18 protein-coding genes and 12 tRNA genes are annotated in these 21290 nt (G+C 45.6%); 16 read left to right on the top strand and 14 right to left on the bottom strand.

Annotated features, from left to right (window positions below):
* Nucleotides 1-96: 96 nt before the first annotated feature.
* The 8 genes from rodA to leuS form a co-directional block, all read right to left on the bottom strand.
* Nucleotides 97-1203 (bottom strand): rod shape-determining protein RodA, encoded by a 1107-nt coding sequence (rodA, locus tag SPEA_RS16635; RefSeq protein ID WP_012156368.1) that lies wholly within the window; start codon nucleotides 1201-1203, stop codon nucleotides 97-99.
* Nucleotides 1200-3056 (bottom strand): penicillin-binding protein 2, encoded by a 1857-nt coding sequence (mrdA, locus tag SPEA_RS16630; RefSeq protein ID WP_012156367.1) that lies wholly within the window; start codon nucleotides 3054-3056, stop codon nucleotides 1200-1202. Before mrdA ends, rodA begins: the two co-directional genes overlap by 4 nt.
* 84 nt (nucleotides 3057-3140) lie before the next feature.
* Nucleotides 3141-3611, bottom strand: coding sequence for a 23S rRNA (pseudouridine(1915)-N(3))-methyltransferase RlmH (gene rlmH / locus SPEA_RS16625; RefSeq protein WP_012156366.1), 471 nt, complete (start codon nucleotides 3609-3611; stop codon nucleotides 3141-3143).
* On the bottom strand, nucleotides 3611-3940 hold the full coding sequence (gene rsfS, locus SPEA_RS16620) for a ribosome silencing factor (protein WP_012156365.1): 330 nt from the start codon (nucleotides 3938-3940) through the stop codon (nucleotides 3611-3613). Before rsfS ends, rlmH begins: the two co-directional genes overlap by 1 nt.
* Nucleotides 3941-4038: 98 nt before the next feature.
* Complete coding sequence (gene nadD, locus SPEA_RS16615) at nucleotides 4039-4689, bottom strand: nicotinate-nucleotide adenylyltransferase (protein WP_012156364.1); 651 nt, start codon at nucleotides 4687-4689, stop codon at nucleotides 4039-4041.
* Entirely contained in the window at nucleotides 4689-5720 is a 1032-nt protein-coding gene (holA, locus tag SPEA_RS16610; protein ID WP_012156363.1) for a DNA polymerase III subunit delta, read from the bottom strand. Before holA ends, nadD begins: the two co-directional genes overlap by 1 nt.
* Entirely contained in the window at nucleotides 5720-6214 is a 495-nt protein-coding gene (locus tag SPEA_RS16605) for an LPS-assembly lipoprotein LptE (RefSeq protein WP_012156362.1), read from the bottom strand. Before SPEA_RS16605 ends, holA begins: the two co-directional genes overlap by 1 nt.
* Nucleotides 6215-6246: 32 nt before the next feature.
* Nucleotides 6247-8826, bottom strand: a complete 2580-nt coding sequence (gene leuS / locus SPEA_RS16600) for a leucine--tRNA ligase (protein WP_041411594.1) — start codon at nucleotides 8824-8826, stop codon at nucleotides 6247-6249.
* A 120-nt stretch (nucleotides 8827-8946) separates the two neighbouring features.
* On the opposite strand from leuS, the gene SPEA_RS16595 reads away from it, so the two are divergent.
* A complete protein-coding gene (locus SPEA_RS16595; RefSeq protein ID WP_012156360.1) occupies nucleotides 8947-9447 on the top strand; it encodes a zinc ribbon-containing protein in 501 nt (166 codons plus the stop codon).
* Nucleotides 9448-9618: 171 nt separating this feature from the next.
* Here SPEA_RS16595 and lnt read toward each other — a convergent pair whose 3' ends face one another.
* The 6 genes from lnt to SPEA_RS16565 form a co-directional block, all read right to left on the bottom strand.
* Nucleotides 9619-11154: an apolipoprotein N-acyltransferase gene (lnt, locus tag SPEA_RS16590; RefSeq protein WP_012156359.1), complete on the bottom strand. Its 1536-nt coding sequence runs from the start codon at nucleotides 11152-11154 to the stop codon at nucleotides 9619-9621.
* 39 nt (nucleotides 11155-11193) lie between these two features.
* Complete coding sequence (gene corC / locus SPEA_RS16585) at nucleotides 11194-12075, bottom strand: CNNM family magnesium/cobalt transport protein CorC (RefSeq protein ID WP_012156358.1); 882 nt, start codon at nucleotides 12073-12075, stop codon at nucleotides 11194-11196.
* Between the two features lie 27 nt (nucleotides 12076-12102).
* The gene (gene ybeY, locus SPEA_RS16580) at nucleotides 12103-12573 is read right to left on the bottom strand and encodes an rRNA maturation RNase YbeY (protein ID WP_012156357.1); all 471 of its coding nucleotides are present in this window, start codon (nucleotides 12571-12573) and stop codon (nucleotides 12103-12105) included.
* Complete coding sequence (locus SPEA_RS16575) at nucleotides 12566-13606, bottom strand: PhoH family protein (RefSeq protein ID WP_012156356.1); 1041 nt, start codon at nucleotides 13604-13606, stop codon at nucleotides 12566-12568. The genes ybeY and SPEA_RS16575 overlap by 8 nt, the downstream gene beginning before the upstream one ends.
* A 161-nt stretch (nucleotides 13607-13767) precedes the next feature.
* Nucleotides 13768-15195 (bottom strand): tRNA (N6-isopentenyl adenosine(37)-C2)-methylthiotransferase MiaB, encoded by a 1428-nt coding sequence (miaB, locus tag SPEA_RS16570; RefSeq protein WP_012156355.1) that lies wholly within the window; start codon nucleotides 15193-15195, stop codon nucleotides 13768-13770.
* Nucleotides 15196-15290: 95 nt separating this feature from the next.
* Nucleotides 15291-15605, bottom strand: coding sequence for a hypothetical protein (locus tag SPEA_RS16565; protein WP_012156354.1), 315 nt, complete (start codon nucleotides 15603-15605; stop codon nucleotides 15291-15293).
* Between the two features lie 366 nt (nucleotides 15606-15971).
* Between SPEA_RS16565 and SPEA_RS16560 the strand changes: the two genes are divergently transcribed.
* The 15 genes from SPEA_RS16560 (at nucleotide 15972) to SPEA_RS16490 (ending at nucleotide 21280) form a co-directional block, all read left to right on the top strand.
* On the top strand, nucleotides 15972-17114 hold the full coding sequence (locus SPEA_RS16560) for an FAD-dependent monooxygenase (RefSeq protein ID WP_398353686.1): 1143 nt from the start codon (nucleotides 15972-15974) through the stop codon (nucleotides 17112-17114).
* A gap of 264 nt (nucleotides 17115-17378) precedes the next feature.
* Nucleotides 17379-17963, top strand: coding sequence for an aminoacyl-tRNA hydrolase (gene pth / locus SPEA_RS16555; RefSeq protein ID WP_041411592.1), 585 nt, complete (start codon nucleotides 17379-17381; stop codon nucleotides 17961-17963).
* Between the two features lie 53 nt (nucleotides 17964-18016).
* Nucleotides 18017-19108 carry a redox-regulated ATPase YchF gene (gene ychF, locus SPEA_RS16550; RefSeq protein ID WP_012156351.1) on the top strand — a complete coding sequence of 364 codons (1092 nt, stop codon included), beginning with the start codon at nucleotides 18017-18019 and terminating at the stop codon, nucleotides 19106-19108.
* A 495-nt stretch (nucleotides 19109-19603) separates the two neighbouring features.
* Nucleotides 19604-19680, top strand: a tRNA-Met gene (locus SPEA_RS16545).
* Nucleotides 19681-19735: 55 nt separating this feature from the next.
* A tRNA-Leu gene (locus tag SPEA_RS16540) sits at nucleotides 19736-19820 on the top strand.
* Nucleotides 19821-19867: 47 nt separating this feature from the next.
* Nucleotides 19868-19942: transfer RNA gene (locus SPEA_RS16535), tRNA-Gln, on the top strand.
* A 5-nt stretch (nucleotides 19943-19947) separates the two neighbouring features.
* Nucleotides 19948-20024 (top strand) — tRNA-Met (locus tag SPEA_RS16530).
* A gap of 55 nt (nucleotides 20025-20079) precedes the next feature.
* Nucleotides 20080-20164, top strand: a tRNA-Leu gene (locus tag SPEA_RS16525).
* Nucleotides 20165-20211: 47 nt separating this feature from the next.
* Nucleotides 20212-20286, top strand: a tRNA-Gln gene (locus tag SPEA_RS16520).
* A 5-nt stretch (nucleotides 20287-20291) separates the two neighbouring features.
* A tRNA-Met gene (locus tag SPEA_RS16515) sits at nucleotides 20292-20368 on the top strand.
* Nucleotides 20369-20579: 211 nt separating this feature from the next.
* Nucleotides 20580-20664: transfer RNA gene (locus SPEA_RS16510), tRNA-Leu, on the top strand.
* Between the two features lie 49 nt (nucleotides 20665-20713).
* A tRNA-Gln gene (locus SPEA_RS16505) sits at nucleotides 20714-20788 on the top strand.
* Nucleotides 20789-20884: 96 nt separating this feature from the next.
* Nucleotides 20885-20969: transfer RNA gene (locus SPEA_RS16500), tRNA-Leu, on the top strand.
* A gap of 20 nt (nucleotides 20970-20989) precedes the next feature.
* A tRNA-Gln gene (locus tag SPEA_RS16495) sits at nucleotides 20990-21064 on the top strand.
* Between the two features lie 131 nt (nucleotides 21065-21195).
* A tRNA-Leu gene (locus tag SPEA_RS16490) sits at nucleotides 21196-21280 on the top strand.
* Nucleotides 21281-21290 lie beyond the last annotated feature (10 nt).

Below are 21290 nucleotides of genomic sequence, written 5' to 3'. Positions count from 1 at the left end.
GTGCAGTCCTTAGTGGTCTATAGGCATCATGGTTAGGCGATTTGAATGCACCATAATGCTTCCGAGGATTAATTATCAAATGGCTTGAACTAGTCGCTATCTATCAATAAAGCGTCTATGGGTATGAATACTCATTAAGATGCCAAAACCTGTCATCAATGTCAGCATCGAGGTACCACCATAACTGATTAGTGGCAGAGGTACACCCACTACGGGTAAAAGCCCTGAAACCATACCGATATTAACAAAAATATACACGAAGAAGGTTAGGGTAATACTGCCGGCAAGCAAGCGGGCAAAGCTGGTTTGTGCGCGGGAGGCAATAACTAATCCGCGGCCAATGACGTAGATATAGAGTGACAGTAGTAATAAAGCACCAATGAGGCCAAACTCTTCACCAATAACGGCGAAGATAAAGTCGGTATGGCGTTCGGGCAAGAATTCGAGTTGTGACTGCGTGCCTTGCAGCCAGCCTTTACCCCATAAACCGCCGGAACCGATGGCAATCTTGGACTGAATAATATGGTAGCCAGCACCGAGAGGATCTTTCTCTGGGTCAAGTAGAGTGAGCACTCTAGTACGCTGATAATCGTGCATCAAGAAGAACCAGAGTACGGGCAACATTGCTAACGCACTACCGATAAAACCACCCACAATGCGCCAGCTCATACCGGATAAAAACAGCACGAAGATCCCAGATGCTGCAACGAGAATCGAGGTCCCTAGATCTGGTTGTTTAGCGATAAGTAGGGTAGGTACCAGTAAGATGACGCCAGCGCCCGCGAGGTAGCGTTTCTTTGGCGGCAAAGGGAACTTACTAATGTACCAAGCCATGGTGATTGGGAAGGCGAGCTTAATCAGCTCAGATGGCTGAAACTCCATAAATCCAAGGTTTAGCCAGCGCTGAGCGCCCTTATTGATCTCACCAAAAAAATGCACACCTATCAGCAAAACGATTCCGGCTAGATAGATGGGGAAGGCCCAGCGTCTGAGTACTTCCGGGTTTATCTGTGCCACGGTAAACATCACTAATAGCGACAAGCCCATGCGAAACAGTTGTCTGTCCATCAGGGCTAAGTCTTCACCACCGGCCGAGTAGATAACGACTAGACCAAAGGCCATTAGTGCTAAAAGGCCTAACAGCAGAGGTAGGTCTATGTGTAGACGCTGCCAGATATTTGGGCGGTGATTGTGTGCACTCATTTAGTCTTATCCCATGAATCTCTTAATAAATACTCGTCTAACAAGGCGCGAGCTACGGGGCCTGCGTTTACACCGCCCCAACCAGCATTCTCAAGTACGACAGCGAGTACAATCTTTGGGTTCTCATAAGGGGCATAAGCGATAATTAATGCGTTATCACGTAAGCGTTCATCAATGTTATCTGCATCATACTCAGCGTCTTGGGCAACACTAAATACCTGCGCTGTACCTGTCTTCATCGCGGCAGTATAACGAGCGTCAGTGAAGCGTGACTTATGTGCGGTATCGCGCATCGCTTCGTTGATGATTTTCCAGTTATTAGGATCATTTAATTCGATGGGTGGCAACTCATCGGGTGGCGTGTCGATTTTAGCAGTCTGATCTTGAATAGACTTTAAAAAATGTGGCACAAAACGGCGCCCGTTGTTCGCTAGAATTGCGGTGGCATTGGCAAGTTGCAATGGTGTGGTTGTCCAGTAGCCCTGTCCAATCCCTACTGAGATGGTGTCACCGATATACCAAGGTTGGTTGTAACGTAGGCGTTTCCAGTCTTTCGACGGCATAATACCAGCTGACTCTTCGAAGATATCGACGCCAGTACGTTCACCAAAACCAAAGGGCTCCATAAAGTTGGCTATCGAGTCGACACCAGTCTTATAGGCTAAGTCATAAAAATAGGTGTCACAGGAGCTTACAATAGCGCTATTTACATCGACCCAGCCGTGACCCCAGCGTTTCCAGTCACGGTACTTACGTTCAACACCGGGGATCTGCCAAAAACCTGGATCCCAAATACGAGTTTTTGGGGTGACGGTTTTATTTTCTAAACCTAGTAGCGCTAAATGTGGTTTTACCGTTGATGCTGGTGCATATTGCCCTTGAGTGGCGCGATTAATAAGTGGTTTAGACTTAGAGTTTAAAAGCTCACTATAGGCTTTGCTGCTGATGCCGTGAACGAATAGGTTTGGATCGTAGGTAGGGCTAGATACAAGAGCCAAAATACCGCCGTCACGAGGGTCGATTGCAACAATAGAGCCGCGTCGACCGTTAAGTAATTCTAATGCTTTTTGCTGCAACTTTAGATCTAACGTTAGGTAGATATCCTGCCCCGGTTCAGGTGGTACAGCTTTCAGGGTGCGAATAGTACGACCACGGTTATTGACCTCCTCTTCGAGGTGCCCAGGCTTACCTAACAGTAAACTTTCGTAAAACTTTTCTATGCCTTGTTTACCGATATCTTTTGTCGCCGCATAGTTTCCCCATAGGTCATTGCGAATAAGGGATTCTTGATCTCGGCTGTTAATCTTGCCGACATAACCGAGGGCATGGGTCATCAAGCCATTATAAGGATAATGGCGCTTTAGGCCTGCTTCGACAGATAAGCCTGGAAAGCGGTGTTGGTTGACGCTGAATTCAGCCACTTGCTCTTCGGTGAGCTTGTTCTTTATTGTCAGAGGTTTAAATCGGCGATGATACTTGAGTGCGTCGAGCACATTGGCTTTTTCATCGGCGGACAAGTCGATCACTTGACTGAGTTCATCTAAGGTGTCGCTGACATTTTTGACCTTTTCAGGGACCATTTCTAGCGAGAAAAAAGGCTGGTTTTCGGCAAGTAGTTGCCCGTGTCGATCGTAGATCAGGCCACGGCTGGGGGCTACTGGAACCACACGAATACGATTATCGTTTGAGCGGGTTTCATAGTCTTTAAAAGAGGTGATTTGCAGATTATAAAGATTAACCAGCAACAGACTCAGCAGGATAATAACACTTAAAAAAGTAAACAGGGCCCGACTCTTAAACAGCGACGCCTCGGCCGCATGGTCATTCATGGTTATGCGCTTTCTAGGGGACACTTACATTCTCTCCTGCTTAAAAAAGGGTGCCAAGCACATATGCCAGTCCTGTTAAGGTCAGTCTAACCAAATAGTGATTCGATATTATTCTCTATGATAGGGATGATTATTGTTAATGCTCCAGCCACGATAAAGGCTTTCGGCAACAATCACGCGTACCAAAGGATGAGGTAGGGTTAAGGCTGATAAGCACCAGCTTTGCGCTGCGGCTTTTTTGCACTCAGGAGATAAACCTTCTGGGCCTCCAATTAACAAGCTAACATCGCGGCCATCGAGTAGCCATTTGTTCATCTGCTCTGCTAATTGCGGTGTTGTGAGGTTTTTGCCCGGTAAGTCTAAGCTGACGATATGATTCCCTTTCGGGATCGCCGCCAACATTAACTCGCCCTCTTTTTGGAGAATGCGAGCTATATCGGCATTTTTACCGCGTTTGCCAGCAGGGATCTCAACTAATTCAAGCGCCATATCTCGAGGAAAGCGGCGCTGATATTCTTTGAAACCTGTTTCAACCCAATCTGGCATGCGGGTTCCAACTGCGACTAACTGAATCTTCATTACTCAGGCTTTTCTGACCAAAGTTTTTCAAGCTGGTAGAAATCGCGAGTTTGATCTTGCATAACATGCATGATGACATCGCCTAGGTCCACAAGAACCCATTCACTGCTTTCGCGGCCTTCGACACCTAGAATTGTCAGACCTGCACGCTTAGATTCAACCACTAGATTTTCAGCGATTGCTTTAACGTGTGTTTTTGAGTTACCCGTACATACAACCATAAAGTCGGCGATGTTAGATTTCTCTGATACGTCCATTACAACGATATCTTTTGCTTTAAGGTCTTCAACCTTATCGATTACAAATTGCTTTAACTCTGCGCTTTCCACGCTGGTACCCCATTAATTTTAAGACAGCGCGATAGTATAGCAGTATTTCAAATCCAGATTAATAGCTATTGGCATAAATATCTGGGTTTGATTAGGCTTTAATCGGTTTTCGTTGATGAGTCGCCTCGATAAAGACGATTGTGTCGGATGTACTCTTGAATAGAAGTAGGGAGTACGGCACTAGGCATTATGCCTTGCATCAGTTGCTGTCGCACCTGAGTTGAAGAGATATCTTGCTGTGTGATATCGACCATAAAGATCTTGCCAGACTTGGCTGGTAAAGGCCTAGCGACATCATGGAGTCGTGGGGTTAAGATCTTTTGCATTGGATCTTTATCATCAAGCAGCCATCCAGGACGCTTACAGACGACTAGATGGCACAGGCCAAACAGCTGTTGCCACTCATGCCAACGAGTAAAGCTTAAAAATGAGTCCATTCCCATGATGAAATAGAATTCATGCTGAGGATAAATCTTAGTGAGCTGGGTTAACGTCATTGCGCTATAGGAGGGAGTGTCTCGCTTAGCCTCAATATCGCACACTTTGAAGCAGGGGAACTCATCGGCGATAAGTTCTGCCATGGCGAGCCGAGCTTGACTAGAAACGTGGGTACCTTGCTTATGGGGCGGGATGTGGTTTGGCATTAACCAAACCTCATCTAACTTAAGCTGCTGCTTCACCTCTTGGGCCGGACGGATATGGCCAAAGTGGATCGGGTCGAATGTGCCACCTAAAATGCCTATTTTCATTAGTCTAACGCGATATGTGCCAGCTTGTTATGGGCCTTGGCATCGAACAATAAGCTGATATGGCTTAGCCCTGTCCAATCTTCTATTCCTTGCTGCTTTAGCTTTAGCTCGATAGCAGAGGCTCCGGCAAGTAAGGTTTCAATATGAGTGAGCTCTAGACGGTTCAAGGCATTCTGGTAGATAGGTTTACGTTTATCCCAAATACGTAACTTGCACCAAAGCCCTTGTAAAGACTCACGCTTGTCTTGTGCTGTTTTCAGTTGTAGCAGCACCGCAAGCTCTTTAAATAACGACCAGAGGATAATTGGCATGGCAACCCCTTCGCTTTTTAACTGCGATAGAATGTGCTGAGCTTTATCTTGTTGGTTGTTGAGCATCGCATCGGTGAGTTGAAACACACTAAAGCGCGATTGATCTTCAAAGTATTGGCTTAATTGCTCGCAATCAATGGGCGCTGTAGGGCTCAATAGTTGCAGTAACTGCAGTGCTTGATCGGCGGCGAGCAGGTTACCTTCGTAAAGTGCAAACAGCATCTCACGAGGATCCCTTGCTAGCGATAAGCCATAGTAATTGATACGGCCGTCTAACCAACGCTGAAATTGTGCGCCTTCTGGGGTCGCGCAAGGCACATATATGCCTTTAGCATCTAGACTCTTAAACCATTTACTCTTGGTTTGCTCTGCCGCAAGTTTTGGGCCGGTTAAGATCAGTAACACATCTGGATTATCCATCTGCATTAACGTTTGCAGCATGGCGCTGCCGTCGGTGCCAGGTTTTGCTTGGGGAAGAGTTAACTCAATGATACGACGGCTCGAAAACAAGCTCATCGCTTGCCACTGTTCGAACAATTCATTCCAGCTAAAACCCGTCTCTTGGCTCAGTTGGATTTTTTCTTCGAAACCTTGGCGCTTGGCTTCAGAGTGAAGGGCTGCGCGGCTCTGCTCACACAACCAAGGATCATCACCAAAAATAAGGCAACATTGAGGCAGTGGAGAAAGCTGACGCGCTAACTGATCTGGGTAGATCCGCATCAATTAACCTCAGTCGCGGCCAAAGTTTGAATAATGCGGTCGGCTGCTTGAATGCGCATCTCTTTTAGCAATAGCTCCATCTCTCGGCTTTTTGCTAATGCAGTGCGGGGATCATCGAGGTAGTCACGGTGAATCGCTACATCGAAACGTTGAGACTCATCGCCTGGCAGTTGTACCGAGAAGGTGACCTGATAGATAAGCTCATATTCGGCTACGTTACCCGTTGGATAGATAGATAGAGTCGAACGGTCCAGCGAGTCACTAATAATCCGCAGAGCTGGAAGATCTTCTGCTGGAGCAACGACTGCAATGCGGTTCAAACGTAAGCGCTCACGTACTAAGCGTGTCAGCTCGCTGTATTCGTCTTGGCTGCTAAGACTCAAGGTTTGTAGCTGCTCAGGAATCGAGTAGCTACCCTGAAGTCTAAAGCCGCAACCGGCACTGAGCAATACGCTCAGTGCCAAGGTTGCCAAAAGTATGCGTTTAATTAGCATAAGCTTTGTTTAGTCTTCCTTGTTTACGAAGATTAGTTAGCTACGATATTGAGCAGCTTGCCCGGTACGTAGATAACCTTGCGAACGGTTTTGTCTTCGGTGTGCTTAACCACGCCTTCTTCGGCCATACCCGCAGCTTCAACTTCTTCTTTGCTAGCATCTGCAGCAACTGTGATCTTAGCGCGCAATTTACCGTTAACTTGAACGATGATTAGCTTGCTATCTTCAACTAGTGCTGACTCGTCAACTTCTGGCCAAAGTACCTCTTCAATTGCCCCTTGGTTACCAAGCTCATTCCATAGCACAAAACAAGTGTGTGGAATAATTGGATAAAGCAAGCGGATAACTGCATTCAAGGCTTCTTGCATTAGTGCCTTGTCTTGATCCGTTTCTGATGGTGCCTTCTGTAGACGGTTCATCAATTCCATAATCGATGCGATAGCGGTGTTGAACATCTGACGACGTTCGATATCATCACCGACTTTTGCAATCGTCTTATGAAGTTCACGACGTAGCTCTTTTTGAGCAGCATTTAGTGACTTAACATCAAGCTCAGCAGTTGTGCCGTTAGCAATATGGTCGTGTGCTGTTTTCCACAAACGCTTAATAAAGCGGTGTGCACCTTCAACACTAGACTCTTGCCATTCAAGAGTTAGCTCTGGTGGCGCTGCGAACATCATAAATAGACGCACAGTATCAGCGCCGTACTTATCAACCATCTCTTGTGGGTCGATACCGTTGTTCTTAGACTTAGACATCTTGCTCATACCGGTGTAAACCAGTTCATGACCTTCGCTGTCTACCGCTTTAACGGTACGGCCTTTGTCGTCTGTCTCTTGTACTGTTACATCAGATGGTGCAACCCAAACGCGTGCACCTTTCTCATTGTTATAGTAATAAGCATCAGCCAGTACCATACCTTGAGTCAGTAGACGCTTAGCTGGCTCGTTAGAGTTCACTAGGCCTGTGTCACGCAGCAACTTGTGGAAGAAGCGGAAGTACAATAGGTGCATACAAGCATGCTCGATACCACCAATGTATTGATCCACTGGCAACCAGTAGTTAGCTTTTGCTGGATCAAGCATTTCATCAGCATGCGGGCTACAGTAACGCGCGTAGTACCAAGATGATTCCATAAAGGTATCGAAGGTATCGGTTTCACGGAATGCTTCTTGGCCGTTAATAGTGGTCTTAGCCCACTCTTTATCTGATTTGATTGGGCTTTGGATGCCATCCATAACCACATCTTCAGGCAATATTACGGGTAGTTGATCTTCTGGTGTTGGCATTACTGTGCCATCGGCCAAAGTCACCATTGGAATTGGTGCACCCCAGTAACGCTGACGTGAAACACCCCAGTCACGTAGACGGAAGTTAACTTGTCGCTTACCTTTACCTTCAGCAGTTAACTTGGCATCAATTGCATCAAACGCCGCTTGGAAATCTAGCCCATCAAACTCAGCAGAGTTAAACAGTACACCTTTCTCAGTGTATGCTTCTTCGCTAATGTCGACTTCTCCGTCAACAGGCTTAATAACGGCTTCGATGTTTAGGCCGTACTTCTTGGCGAACTCGTAGTCACGTTGATCGTGAGCAGGAACAGACATTACGGCGCCAGTACCGTAGTTCATCAGTACGAAGTTACCTACCCAGATTGGCACTTCTTTGCCAGTGATTGGGTGGATAGCATTAAGACCTGTAGCAACACCTTTCTTTTCCATTGCAGCCATAGCAGCTTCAGTGGTATCAGCGTTTTTACACTCTTCAATAAACTCAACTAAAGCTGGGTTATTGATAGCTGCTTGCTCAGCTAATGGGTGACCAGCTGCAATAGCAACATAAGTCACGCCCATTACTGTATCAGGACGAGTGGTGTAGATATCAAAGCTCTGGTCGCTGCCTGCAACCTGGAACGTCATCTCAATACCTTCACTACGACCAATCCAGTTACGCTGCATGGTCTTAACTTGCTCAGGCCACTCTTCTAGCGTATCGATGTCGTTAAGTAGCTCTTCCGCGTACTCAGTGATCTTGATAAACCACTGTGGGATCTCTTTTTGCTCCACAGTGGTATCACAGCGCCAGCAGCAACCGTCGATAACCTGCTCGTTTGCAAGTACGGTTTCATCGTTTGGACACCAGTTAACTGATGAGGTCTTCTTGTACACTAGGCCTTTTTCATAAAGCTTAGTGAAGAACCACTGTTCCCAGCGGTAGTATTCAGGGGTACAAGTAGCGATTTCACGTGACCAGTCATAACCAAAACCTAGCATTTTTAGCTGGTTTTTCATGTAATCGATATTTTCGTAAGTCCAAGGTGCAGGCGCGGTGTTGTTTTTGATAGCCGCGTTTTCAGCTGGAAGACCGAAAGAGTCCCAACCAATAGGTTGAAGCACGTTTTTACCTTGCAGACGTTGGTAACGAGACACAACATCGCCTATGGTGTAGTTACGTACGTGACCCATGTGCAGTCGGCCCGATGGGTACGGGAACATAGAAAGGCAGTAAAACTTTTCTTTGTTTTCGTCTTCGGTGACTTCAAATGTTTTTGTGTCTTGCCAGTGCTGCTGCACTTTAGCTTCAATTTCTGAAGGAGTATATTGCTCTTGCATCAATCTATTTCCGGCTATGCCGCCCATTGTTTGATCTAGCGCTATTTCAGCGCGAGTTATATCGGCATAGAATAAACTAGAAGTGAGTCATTAAAAAGGTTCGTTGAAGGAGTATTTACCATGAGTGAACAAAGTACTGCGCTACTTTCGCTTTATGAGGCACTTATTGAGCATATAAAATCTCAGTATAAAGATGATAACTCATTGACTGTAAAGAGTTTGTACAAGCAGGTGCAGGTGAGTAAACAATACTTGGCATTAAAGCAGCACGCAAAGCAAGAAGAGTTAGCTTTAGTCGAACAATTTTTGAAACGTGACATAGCAAGTTTCTTACAGGAACAAAATGCCACCGATCTGAGCCATAGCCCGACTATGATTACGGTTGAGAACACCTTATGGCACTGGTTAAGTGAAATAACCGATCGCAGTCAACTTGAATGGCATGAGGTGGCACAGGACTTTAAACACCACGGTTATTATGAAAGTGGCGAGATTGTCGGCCAGGGGACTATGGTATGTACCGCCTGTGGGCATGAATCAAAGATCGAATTCCCAGGTGTGCTTTCAGACTGTACCGAGTGCGATAATAATGAGTTTACTCGAGAAGCGTTAGCGCCTTAGTGATACTAGCACTTAGTATTAGTTAGCTATAGGGGGCTTAACACAAGCCGCGAAAAATCAGCTAACAGCCACCTCTTCTTAGTTTTTGCTCACGGGCGGGTGGCTGTAGCTTGTCGATATTTTTTTATTGATTGGTATTAGTCGCTGCTCATTACTGGATTTTCTTCCAAATCACAGCACCTTCTTCCTAATTGCAGCAGCTAGGGCGATTAAAAAGCTCAAAATCAATACTGGCCACTGCCCAATAGTGGTGAACAGTGTGTGTCCTTTCATTAACGCTATATCAGCAACCAGAACACCAGCTTCAAACTGCGGCAACTGCTGAGTAATATTACCTTCCTCATCGACCACGGCTGTCACGCCGTTATTGGTTGCACGCACTAGTGGTCGGCCTAACTCTACCGAACGCATCTGAGCAATCTCCATATGTTGCAATGGACCATTAGAGGTGCCAAACCAAGCATCGTTGGAGACTGTTAGAAGCAGGTCGGTATTGTCATTCATATTGGCACGTAACTGCTCTGGAAAAGCAATTTCGTAGCAAATGGCAGGTGATATCTGATGGCCCACCGCATTGAGGTTTGGCTGAGTAAAGTCGCCGCGGTTAAAGGAGGACATAGGCAGATTAAAGAATGGCGCTAATGGCCGCAAAAGCGACTCAAAAGGGACAAACTCACCGATAGGTAATAGATGGTGCTTCTTAAATTCGTTACTACCATCACCTAAATAATCGGCCTCTGACTGCTGCTTATGACTGTAGTTACCTAGCACAATCAGCGAATTGTAAAAAGCATCGCCATGGTTGCTGATAATGCCTGTGACTATGGCTGTGTCGTTCAAATTAGCGACTTTGTTGGCGTTATAGAGGAAGTCCTTCACCATATACTCGGGAGCGGGGATTGCCGCTTCTGGCCATATGATCAGATCGGCTGAAAACTCTGGACGCGATAAGTCCATGTATTTGAGCATGGTTGGCCACAACGCATCGGGATCCCATTTCATACTCTGTGGGATATTCCCCTGAACTAATGCAACCTTGATGGTTTCACCATTAGGCGTGACTTGTGAGGTCAACGGTGCGATAAAGGTCAGTGCGGCAAGTACAGGCACCGCAATGGCTAAGCTCTGCCAGCGTTTAAAGGCTAATAGCGCGATAGCTCCCGCTAGCATGGCAACAATAAAGCTTAGACCTAAGGTGCCAAACATAGAGGCGATAGGCTTAAGTGGCCCCTCTGTCTGACTATAACCAGCCCATAGCCAAGGAAAGCCTGTTAACACCCAGCCTCTAGCCCATTCAGTAAGGGTCCAAAGTGCTGGGAATACCAGTAAGTTACGTAGTAGCGATGTCTTCGGTGCAAGCCTTTGCATTAAACAGCCTGCAAGTGCAGGATAAAGCGCGAGATACAAGGCAAGCAGTGCCATTAAGGCGATTGAGGCGATAAGCGGCATGCCGCCATAGACATCCATGCTGACGTGCACCCAGCTGATCCCCACAGAGAAACAGCCAAAGCCAAAGCTGAGCCAATATTTAAAAGCTTGTTTAGGTGCTAGGCTCGCGCTTTGATGAAGGGCAAAAGCCAGTGCAATAAGATAAAGCGGCCAAATAGAATAGGGGGCGAAGGAGAGCGCCGTAATGGCGCCGGCCGCGTAGGCCAGCACCAGTTTCGAACGCGGATGATGGGCTAATGCCCGAAATTTATTCAGCATACAGCCTCATCATTGGGTCGTGATAACGTAAGTTAGTTGCTAAGCAACAGTCTCATCATTGCTATGACCGTTACCAGGGAGTTTAACTCTAAGTTGGATCAAGCGACGAGTATCGGCGTTAACCACTTTAAACTCGATATCTTGGATCATGACCTTTTCGTCACGCTCTGGTAGATGGCCAAATGCATGGGACACCATACCACCAACGGTATCGAATTCTTCGTCACTAAACTCAGTACCGAATGCTTCATTGAAGTCATCGATTGGAGTGAGTGCTTTCACCATGAATACTTGCTTGCTGACTTGTTTGATTTCAGTCTCTTCTGCAGAGTCATGGTCAAACTCGTCTTCGATATCACCTACGATCTCTTCGAGAATATCCTCAATCGTCACTAGGCCCGACACTCCGCCGTACTCATCGACAACAATCGCCATATGGTAACGCTGAGAGCGGAATTCCTTTAGTAACACATCAACACGTTTACTCTCAGGAACAACGACAGCAGGTCGGATTACTTGACGTAATTCGAATGGTTCTTCGTTGTTTTTAAAGCCATACTGAAGCAAGTCTTTCGCAAGCAAAATGCCTTCGACATGATCTTTGTCTTCATTGACTACTGGAAAACGGGAGTGTGCTGAACCGATCACGGTAGATAAAACTTCTTCTACAGAGTCGTCAATTTGGATAGCCACAATCTGTGCGCGTGGGATCATAATATCCCGTACACGTAGATCGGAGACTTCTAAAACACCTTTAATCATTTCGCGTGTGTCTACGCTTATCACTTCTCGCATTTCTGCATCGTGAATTACGTCTACTAAATCTTCGCGATTTTTCGGTTCGCCCTGGAACAACTGACTTACTTTGTCTAACCAGCCCTTCTTAGAGGCGTTAGTACTCGGTGGGATATCGTCACTCATAGTGTTTTCCTGGCTCTATTGAGCCAATTATTGCTCCTTGTAAGGATTAATATAACCAAGGCTTTCAATCAGTTGGGTCTCTAATGACTCCATCTCTTCAGCCTCAACATCTTCAATATGATCATACCCTAGCAGATGGAGGCAACCATGTACAACCATGTGTGCCCAATGTGCGAGTAGGGGTTTGTTTTGATCAATTGCTTCTTGCTCTACTACCGCAGCACAAATCACTAAATCGCCTAATAGCGGTAGCTCAATGCCTGGTGGTGCTTCAAACGGGAAAGACAAAACATTGGTAGGTTTGTCTTTGCCACGGTAAGTCATGTTTAATTCTTGGCTTTCTTCAACGTCGACGATGCGAATCGTTAATTCTGCCTCACTCATAGTATCTCTGAGTGCGGTTTTTACCCAAAGTTCAAGTTCTGCTTGTGACGGCAGCTCAAATCCTTCTACGGCAACTTGTACATCAAGATCGATAACCATCTGACTATCACTCATGGGGGGCTATTTCCTGTAATTGGTATTGGCTATCTTTATTGCCTTTACTCGATTGTGCTTTTAACTCGAACGCTTCATAGGCCTCGACAATGCGTGCCACAACTGGGTGACGTACCACATCTTTTGCTTGGAAGAAGTTAAAACTAATTTCATCGACTTCGCCAAGCACTTCAATTGAGTGGCGCAGGCCAGACTTTTGATGCTTAGGTAAGTCTATCTGGGTAATATCGCCAGTGATCACCGCCCGTGAGTTGAATCCAATACGGGTTAGGAACATCTTCATCTGTTCAACTGTGGTATTTTGGCTTTCATCGAGAATGATAAAGGCATCATTTAGCGTTCGGCCGCGCATATAAGCCAGTGGCGCAACTTCAATCACGTTGCGCTCGATTAAACGTTCTACTTTCTCAAAGCCCATCATCTCAAATAACGCATCATATAGCGGGCGCAGATAAGGATCGACTTTCTGGCTTAAGTCACCAGGCAGGAAGCCTAGCTTCTCTCCGGCTTCAACCGCTGGGCGCGTCAGTAAGATACGGCGCACTTCTTGGCGTTCTAACGCATCGACTGCAGCTGCAACCGCTAGGTAGGTTTTACCCGTACCCGCAGGACCAATGCCGAAGGTAATATCGTGAGTTACGATATTACGTACATAATCACTCTGATTTGGATTGCGTGGCTTAATCACGCCACGCTTAGTCTTAATATATAACTCGCTCTCATCACGAGGCGCTTGCATATCTAAGGCTATCGCCTCTTGTATGGCGATATGAACAGCATCGGGCTCAAGATCGGGAGTGCTGCCTTTAAGCGGCTGCGTTTCAATATAGAGATCTTTTAATAGATTGTTGGCGGTCAAACAGCTTCGCGGTGTACCGACAATTTGAAAGTGATTATTTCGGTAGCTAATCTCAACGCCAATACGACGTTCTAGCTGCTTAATGTTGTCATCAAACGGGCCACAAAGCGACGCGAGTCTGCGAGTTTCTGCAGGCTCCAAGTAGAGGTTGAGTGTGGTTAACTTATTTGACAAAAAATCACTCCATTAATCTAGGTCTTGTTATACGTTAATAGTGCTAGTTTACGAGCCATACTGGATAAATGCGAATGCTATTTTCCAGTTACAACTAAGAAGAAAAAAGCGGCATCTCAGGATGCCGCCTTTCGCGTGTTATAACCTAGCAATATCGGGGATTAAGCCGGGGTAAACAAGGTCACACCTAAGTCATCAGCTTGCTTATATTTTGCAGTGATGTCAGATGGACGTAAATCACGACGCAAGTCCATTTCATCTTCACCGCGGATAAACACGCCGCGAAGAGAGTTGGTATATACGTCAACAATCTCTACGTCGACAAACTTACCGATATGTTCATGCAGGCCTTCAAAGTTTACCACACGACTGTTTTCAGTACGGCCGCGAAGCTCCATTGGGTTCTTAACCGATGGGCCTTCAACTAAGATGCGTTGTACAGTTCCGACCATTTGACGGCTATAACGCATAGCTTGTTGAGTGATACGGTCTTGCAAGATAGCAAGACGCTCTTTTTTCTCATCAAGACTAACATTATCTGGAAGATCCGCAGCTGGGGTTCCTGGGCGTGCGCTGTAGATAAAGCTAAAGCTATGGTCAAACTGTATGTCTTCAATCAACTTCATGGTATCAGCGAAGTCTTGCTTAGATTCACCTGGGAAGCCGATGATGAAATCAGAGCTGATTAGGATATCTGGACGAGCTTTACGTAAACGGCGGATAATCGACTTATATTCGATTGCCATGTGTCCACGTTTCATTTGCGTTAGGATCAAGTCTGAACCTGATTGCACTGGTAAGTGTAAGAAGCTTACAAGCTCTGGTGTGTCTTCATACACATCAATAATATCTTGCGTAAACTCAATTGGGTGGCTGGTGGTAAAGCGTAAACGGTCAATACCATCAATTGCAGCTACGTAACGTAAAAGTTCTGCAAAAGTACAGATCTCATCATCGTGGGTTGCACCACGATAAGCGTTTACGTTTTGGCCAAGTAGATTAACTTCACGCACGCCTTGCTCTGCGAGTTGGGCGATTTCAAGAATCACATCGTCCAATGGACGGCTAACTTCTTCACCACGAGTGTAAGGCACCACACAGAAAGAGCAGTATTTGCTACAGCCTTCCATAATTGATACGAAAGCACTTGGACCTTCGGCCCGCGGTTCCGGAAGACGGTCAAACTTCTCAACTTCTGGGAAGCTCACGTCGATAACCGCTTTTTTACCGTCTTTGATCTGATCGATCATTTCAGGTAAACGATGTAAGGTTTGCGGGCCAAAAATAAGGTCTACGCACTGAGCACGTTCCTTAATAGCCTTACCTTCTTGTGAGGCAACACAACCACCAACGCCGATAATCAGCCCAGGTTTTTTATCTTTTAATGTTTTCCAGCGCCCTAGCTGATGAAACACTTTCTCCTGTGCTTTCTCACGAATAGAGCAGGTATTTAAAAGCAGCACGTCAGCTTCTTCAGCATTGTCTGTTAATGTGTAACCTTCGTATTCGTCAAGAAGATCAGCCATCTTAGATGAGTCATACTCATTCATTTGACAGCCCCAAGTTTTAATATGGAGTTTTTTACTCATCAGTCTGTATCACTCTAGAAGCACCGAAAAAATAGCGCGACATTTTAACGCCTAAGTTAGCCTGTGGCTAGCATTTAGCCGTTATTAAAGTGAAATTATTCGGCTGACTTTACTCTCTTGCTTGTCAATACCTCTTTAGCTGGCTTCAGTGCTGTGGTGACCGTGTCGCTGATAATGCCATGGGACTTAGCCATTTGCATATTGGTCATCCTAGCTTGCAGCTGAATTTCCATTCGAATTTGCTGATTAAAAGCCTGCAGAGTTTCGGTGGTATATTGATACACAGCGTACTCAATCGGGGTTCGGTAAGTGACTGTGATGCGTTCCATCTGCTCGTCGCTGCTATTGGCGAAGCTAATCGATGGCATTAATAACGCTGCCGATAGTACGGCGTAGGCAATTGTTTTCATAATATCCTCACTCATTCCTCAGTGGATGTTCCATTAGATAGCTTGAGTGTATGGCAAGGTTTATACCTCAGCTTTGCGGTTTGTAAGCAGGTGTGAGGAAAACTGAGTACAGACACATTTGTACACGTTAGAGTGAGATATGACATCAAACGACATATTTAGCTGAGTTTGGTTTACAAACTTAACGAGTGGAGATTTTGCTTAGCTTCAAATAGTGCAAACTTTCTTATATAAAGCCTCCAATCACGACGCTCTTTAGGTGTAAACTCTCAAGCAATAGTGATTGCAGTTGTCAGGAGACAGGTAGCAGTGGAACAGACAAGTAGTAAATCGAGTCTATATGATGCGGTGGTTGTCGGTGGCGGCATGGTCGGCGCCGCTGCAGCGATAGGTCTTGGGCAGCTAGGATTAAAGGTGGCAGTAGTCGAAGCGTTTGCTCCAAAGGCTTATGACAGCGAACAGCCACTGGATTTGCGTGTATCCGCTATCAGCGCGGCATCGGAAGCTCTGCTTGAGCGCCTTGGGGCCTTGGGTGGACTCGACTCGATGCGTAAGGTTGCCTATAAAGGCCTGGAAACGTGGGAGATGGATGGCTGTATCACCCGTTTTCATAGCGACCAGATTGGCACCTCTCATTTAGGTCATATCGTGGAGAATCGTCTGATCCAACTTTCTCTTTGGCAGCGTATGCAGCAGCTAGAGAATATTTCTCTGTTCTGCCCGGTTAAAATTTCCGATATGTCACGTGACCCACTTCAAGATTTAATTGAAGTGCAGCTCGATAATGGGGATGCATTGCAGGCTCGTTTGTTAATTGGCGCCGATGGCGCGAACTCTATGGTGCGACAGTGGGCTAATATAGGCATTACGGCTTGGGACTATGCTCAATCGGCGATGCTGATTAATATTGAAACCGCCTGTGCAGAGCAAGATGTTACCTGGCAACAGTTCACACCAAGCGGGCCGCGATCGTTATTACCATTGCCAGATAACAATGCTTCATTAGTTTGGTATGACGACGCCAACAGAATTGCTCAGCTGAGCCAACTCAACAATTCTGCATTAAAGACGCAGATTGACAAATATTTTCCAGAGCGGTTAGACAGAAACTTCAGCGTTGTTGACAAGGCAAGTTTTAAGCTGACTCGCCGACATGCGCAAACTTACTACCGAGATAACTTGGTGATCTTAGGCGACGCAGCCCATACAATTAATCCACTCGCAGGGCAGGGCGTCAATTTAGGTTTTAAAGATGTCGACGCCTTGATTAATACCATAGCTGGACATCTAGAAGAGACAAACGGCTGGTGGAATTCTCAAGTATTAGCTAAGTATCAGCGAAGCCGGTACCGTGATAATCAATTGATGATGTCGACCATGGATTTGTTCTACGCAAGTTTCAGTAATGACATTCTGCCACTTAAGCTTCTGCGTAATGGCGCACTAAAACTTGCTAATATTGATAGTCCAATTAAAAAGCAGGTACTTAGGTACGCAATGGGCTTTTAAGATAGTGCCTATTTAAAGATTAAAAACCGAGTGAAAAACACTCGGTTTTTTTCGTTACGGCTAAGCAAAACCACTAATTTTTATCGGATAACTCTACTGGAGTTAACCATGCCTGTTCGCTTGGTTACAAATTAAAATAATGGAAATTTGCGTATAATTTGTTGGCAGGCTATTTGAGTGCTAAAATGTCGCGTTTTTAATTTTGCTGCTGGGTTATTTTGCTTGGCGGCAAAACTTAAGTTAGGCAATAACAGACTAGGTACTATGAGCAATATTAAACTGATAGTTGGGCTTGCAAACCCCGGCGCGCAGTATGAACGGACTCGTCATAATGCTGGCGCGTGGTACGTTGAAGAACTCGCTAGAGTCTGTGGTGCCACATTAACACTAGACAGTAAATACTTTGGCATGACAGCGAGAGTGACGCTGCATGGTAAAGATGTACGTCTACTTATACCGACGACCTTTATGAATTTAAGCGGAAAGTCGGTAGGGGCGTTAGCGAACTTTTTTCGCATCGCCCCAGAAGAGATTTTAGTAGCGCACGATGAGCTAGATATGCCACCGGGTGTTGCAAAGTTTAAGTTGGGCGGTGGTCACGGTGGTCATAACGGTCTTAAAGATATCATTGCAAAATTAGCGAATGATAAAGGCTTCTACCGATTACGCATCGGCATAGGCCATCCTGGTGATAAGAGTCAGGTGAGCAATTATGTGCTGAGTAAGGCCTCCCCAACAGATCAAGAACTGATGGACGCTGCGATTGATGAAGCGGTACGTTCGACAGAAGTCTTGTTCAACCAAGATATGGCAAAGGCGATGCATAGACTGCATTCTTTTAAAGCATAAACAAGTGCTTGGAGCAAAGCTTCAAGTCATTCATTGATATTAAAGGTAACAATATGGGTTTCAAATGTGGCATCGTAGGCCTGCCAAACGTTGGTAAATCAACACTTTTCAACGCACTAACTAAAGCTGGTATCGAAGCGTCAAACTTCCCGTTCTGTACAATTGAGCCTAATACAGGTGTTGTTCCTGTACCTGACACTCGTCTAGACGCATTGGCTGCAATTGTTAAGCCTGAGCGTGTATTGGCGACAACTATGGAGTTCGTTGACATCGCGGGTCTAGTTGCCGGTGCATCTAAAGGTGAAGGTCTAGGTAACAAGTTCCTAGCTAACATCCGTGAAACCGATGCTATTGGTCATGTGGTTCGTTGTTTTGAAGATGACAACATTGTTCACGTTGCTAATAAAGTAGATCCAGCAAGTGATATCGAAGTGATTAACACTGAGCTAGCGTTAGCTGACCTTGACTCATGTGAGCGTGCTATTACACGTCAAGCTAAACGTGCTAAAGGCGGCGACACTGAAGCTAAGTTTGAAGTGGCCGTACTTGAGAAAATGCGTCCAGTATTAGACGAAGGCAAAATGCTACGTTCTATGGAGCTTACTAAAGAAGAGTTAGCAGCCATTGGCTACCTAAACTTTTTAACGCTTAAGCCTACCATGTATATTGCTAACGTGGCTGAAGATGGTTTTGAGAATAACCCACACTTAGATACTGTTAAAGCACTTGCTGCAGAAGAAAACGCAGTCGTTGTTGCAGTTTGTGCAGCCATTGAATCTGAGCTTGCTGAAATGGACGCGGAAGACCGTGAAGAGTTCATGGCAGATCTTGGTCTAGAAGAGCCTGGTCTTGATCGCGTGATCCGTGCAGGTTACGATCTACTAAGTCTACAAACCTATTTCACTGCTGGTGTAAAAGAAGTACGTGCTTGGACTGTAAGAATTGGCGCGAGTGCACCACAGGCAGCCGGTGTTATCCATACTGACTTTGAACGTGGCTTTATCCGTGCTCAAGTTATGGCTTACGACGACTTCATTACTTATAAGGGTGAAGCCGGCGCGAAAGAGGCGGGTAAGTTACGCGTAGAAGGTAAGACCTATACCGTAAAAGATGGCGATGTAATGCATTTCCTATTTAACGTATAAGCCTGACGGTACGTTAAAGCAAACGGCGACTTATTATAGTCGCCGTTTTTGTAGCTGCGATTCGAGCAAGCTGAGGGCTTTTAGATTACCTTATAATGATTGGTATTAGCTTATCAGTAGGGATTGAGGATACTTAGGTTGCGCTCGGCTTTTAATAGAAGTGCAGTAGAACGAAGATGGACATAAGTCATTTAGTCATCGTAAATGGCGGCTCGTACGACTAAACCATGGTGTTGAGCGACAAAAAATGATTTTGATAAAATGAATAGAGCCACCTTGGAGTGTAAAATTCATTGTTACTGACAAGTTTGTGAGTGAAAAAGGTTAAATTTCTCTTATAAATGGTGCTTTTCTGGGTGTCAGTTGCTCAGTTTGGTGAACTTATCGCCGAACAATGCTGTTTCGGTAAATTTGCGAAAAAAAGCAGTTGACCTGATCCCCCCTAATAAGCATAATACGCCCCGTTCCCCAGACAGGGGGATGGAAAAGAAAGATGGCAATGTAGCTCAGCTGGTTAGAGCACAGCACTCATAATGCTGGGGTCGCAGGTTCAAGTCCCGCCATTGCTACCATCTTCTCAAGATGTAAAATGTGAGCATCGTGTTCTGGATGAAAAACAGAGTCAGTGCGGGAGTGGTGGAATTGGTAGACACGCCAGATTTAGGTTCTGGTGCCGCAAGGTGTGAGAGTTCAAGTCTCTCTTCCCGTACCATTTAATTCAAGTGATGAGCTTAGGCTTGTAACTGAAAGCAAGATTTTTGGGGTATCGCCAAGCGGTAAGGCACCGGGTTTTGATCTCGGCATTCCCAGGTTCAAATCCTGGTACCCCAGCCATCTTTGGCAATGTAGCTCAGCTGGTTAGAGCACAGCACTCATAATGCTGGGGTCGCAGGTTCAAGTCCCGCCATTGCTACCATCTTCTCAAGATGTAAAATATGAGCATCGTGTTCTGGATGTTAAACAGAGTCAGTGCGGGAGTGGTGGAATTGGTAGACACGCCAGATTTAGGTTCTGGTGCCGCAAGGTGTGAGAGTTCAAGTCTCTCTTCCCGTACCATTTAATTCAAGTGATAAGCTTAAGCTTGTGACTGAAAACAAGATTTTTGGGGTATCGCCAAGCGGTAAGGCACCGGGTTTTGATCTCGGCATTCCCAGGTTCAAATCCTGGTACCCCAGCCATCTTTGGCAATGTAGCTCAGCTGGTTAGAGCACAGCACTCATAATGCTGGGGTCGCAGGTTCAAGTCCCGCCATTGCTACCATCTTTATTCTGGATGTAAAATAGAGTCATCTTGATCAAGATGTAAAAACTGATTTTGTGTGAGAGTTGTGGTAGTTGATGTTAGACACGCCATGCTTAACCACCATCTTAATCAAGATGTAAAACTGATAGTGTGTTGAAGTGGTGGGTGTTGAAGTTAGACACGCTATATTTAGACACCATCTTAATCAAGATGTAAAAACTGATGCAGTGCGGGAGTGGTGGAATTGGTAGACACGCCAGATTTAGGTTCTGGTGCCGCAAGGTGTGAGAGTTCAAGTCTCTCTTCCCGTACCATTTATTTAGCATGACTTGCTTAGGCTGGTTATGAGTAAGAAAGATTGATTGGGGTATCGCCAAGCGGTAAGGCACCGGGTTTTGATCTCGGCATTCCCAGGTTCAAATCCTGGTACCCCAGCCATTTTAAAGGTTGAGTAATTGACCTTGTCTTGATAGTTCATAGGCTAATGTCTTAAACTATGAGGATGAAGCAAGGTAACTTGCAGTAAAGTTCGATGCGGGAGTGGTGGAATTGGTAGACACGCCAGATTTAGGTTCTGGTGCCGCAAGGTGTGAGAGTTCAAGTCTCTCTTCCCGTACCATCGAATTTAACAAGATTTATTGGGGTATCGCCAAGCGGTAAGGCACCGGGTTTTGATCTCGGCATTCCCAGGTTCAAATCCTGGTACCCCAGCCATATTCTAAACCATGACTAAACTATGATGGTTTGCAGTATAAGCTAAATGCTTTACTGTTGAATGTGGAAAAAATCCTACTCAGGATATAAAATATAGAGTCATCTTAATCAAGATGTAAAAGTGATGTTGTGCGGGAGTGGTGGAATTGGTAGACACGCCAGATTTAGGTTCTGGTGCCGCAAGGTGTGAGAGTTCAAGTCTCTCTTCCCGTACCATTTATTTAAA

Source organism: Shewanella pealeana ATCC 700345 (genome assembly GCF_000018285.1).
Classification (GTDB): Bacteria; Pseudomonadota; Gammaproteobacteria; order Enterobacterales; family Shewanellaceae; genus Shewanella; species Shewanella pealeana.
The sequence above is the reverse complement of the archived record's forward strand: the minus strand, read 5'-3'. Positions and strand labels throughout refer to the sequence as shown.

Bases quoted from the DNA above. Each gene is read 5' to 3' on its own strand.
- rodA (WP_012156368.1), bottom strand. From the start codon at position 1,203: ATGAGTGCACACAATCACCGCCCAAATATCTGGCAGCGTCTACACATA.
- rlmH (WP_012156366.1), bottom strand. From the start codon at position 3,611: ATGAAGATTCAGTTAGTCGCAGTTGGAACCCGCATGCCAGATTGGGTT.
- nadD (WP_012156364.1), bottom strand. From the start codon at position 4,689: ATGAAAATAGGCATTTTAGGTGGCACATTCGACCCGATCCACTTTGGC.
- holA (WP_012156363.1), bottom strand. From the start codon at position 5,720: ATGCGGATCTACCCAGATCAGTTAGCGCGTCAGCTTTCTCCACTGCCT.
- SPEA_RS16605 (WP_012156362.1), bottom strand. From the start codon at position 6,214: ATGCTAATTAAACGCATACTTTTGGCAACCTTGGCACTGAGCGTATTG.
- leuS (WP_041411594.1), bottom strand. From the start codon at position 8,826: ATGCAAGAGCAATATACTCCTTCAGAAATTGAAGCTAAAGTGCAGCAG.
- SPEA_RS16595 (WP_012156360.1), top strand. From the start codon at position 8,947: ATGAGTGAACAAAGTACTGCGCTACTTTCGCTTTATGAGGCACTTATT.
- lnt (WP_012156359.1), bottom strand. From the start codon at position 11,154: ATGCTGAATAAATTTCGGGCATTAGCCCATCATCCGCGTTCGAAACTG.
- corC (WP_012156358.1), bottom strand. From the start codon at position 12,075: ATGAGTGACGATATCCCACCGAGTACTAACGCCTCTAAGAAGGGCTGG.
- ybeY (WP_012156357.1), bottom strand. From the start codon at position 12,573: ATGAGTGATAGTCAGATGGTTATCGATCTTGATGTACAAGTTGCCGTA.
- miaB (WP_012156355.1), bottom strand. From the start codon at position 15,195: ATGAGTAAAAAACTCCATATTAAAACTTGGGGCTGTCAAATGAATGAG.
- SPEA_RS16565 (WP_012156354.1), bottom strand. From the start codon at position 15,605: ATGAAAACAATTGCCTACGCCGTACTATCGGCAGCGTTATTAATGCCA.
- SPEA_RS16560 (WP_398353686.1), top strand. From the start codon at position 15,972: ATGGTCGGCGCCGCTGCAGCGATAGGTCTTGGGCAGCTAGGATTAAAG.
- pth (WP_041411592.1), top strand. From the start codon at position 17,379: ATGAGCAATATTAAACTGATAGTTGGGCTTGCAAACCCCGGCGCGCAG.
- ychF (WP_012156351.1), top strand. From the start codon at position 18,017: ATGGGTTTCAAATGTGGCATCGTAGGCCTGCCAAACGTTGGTAAATCA.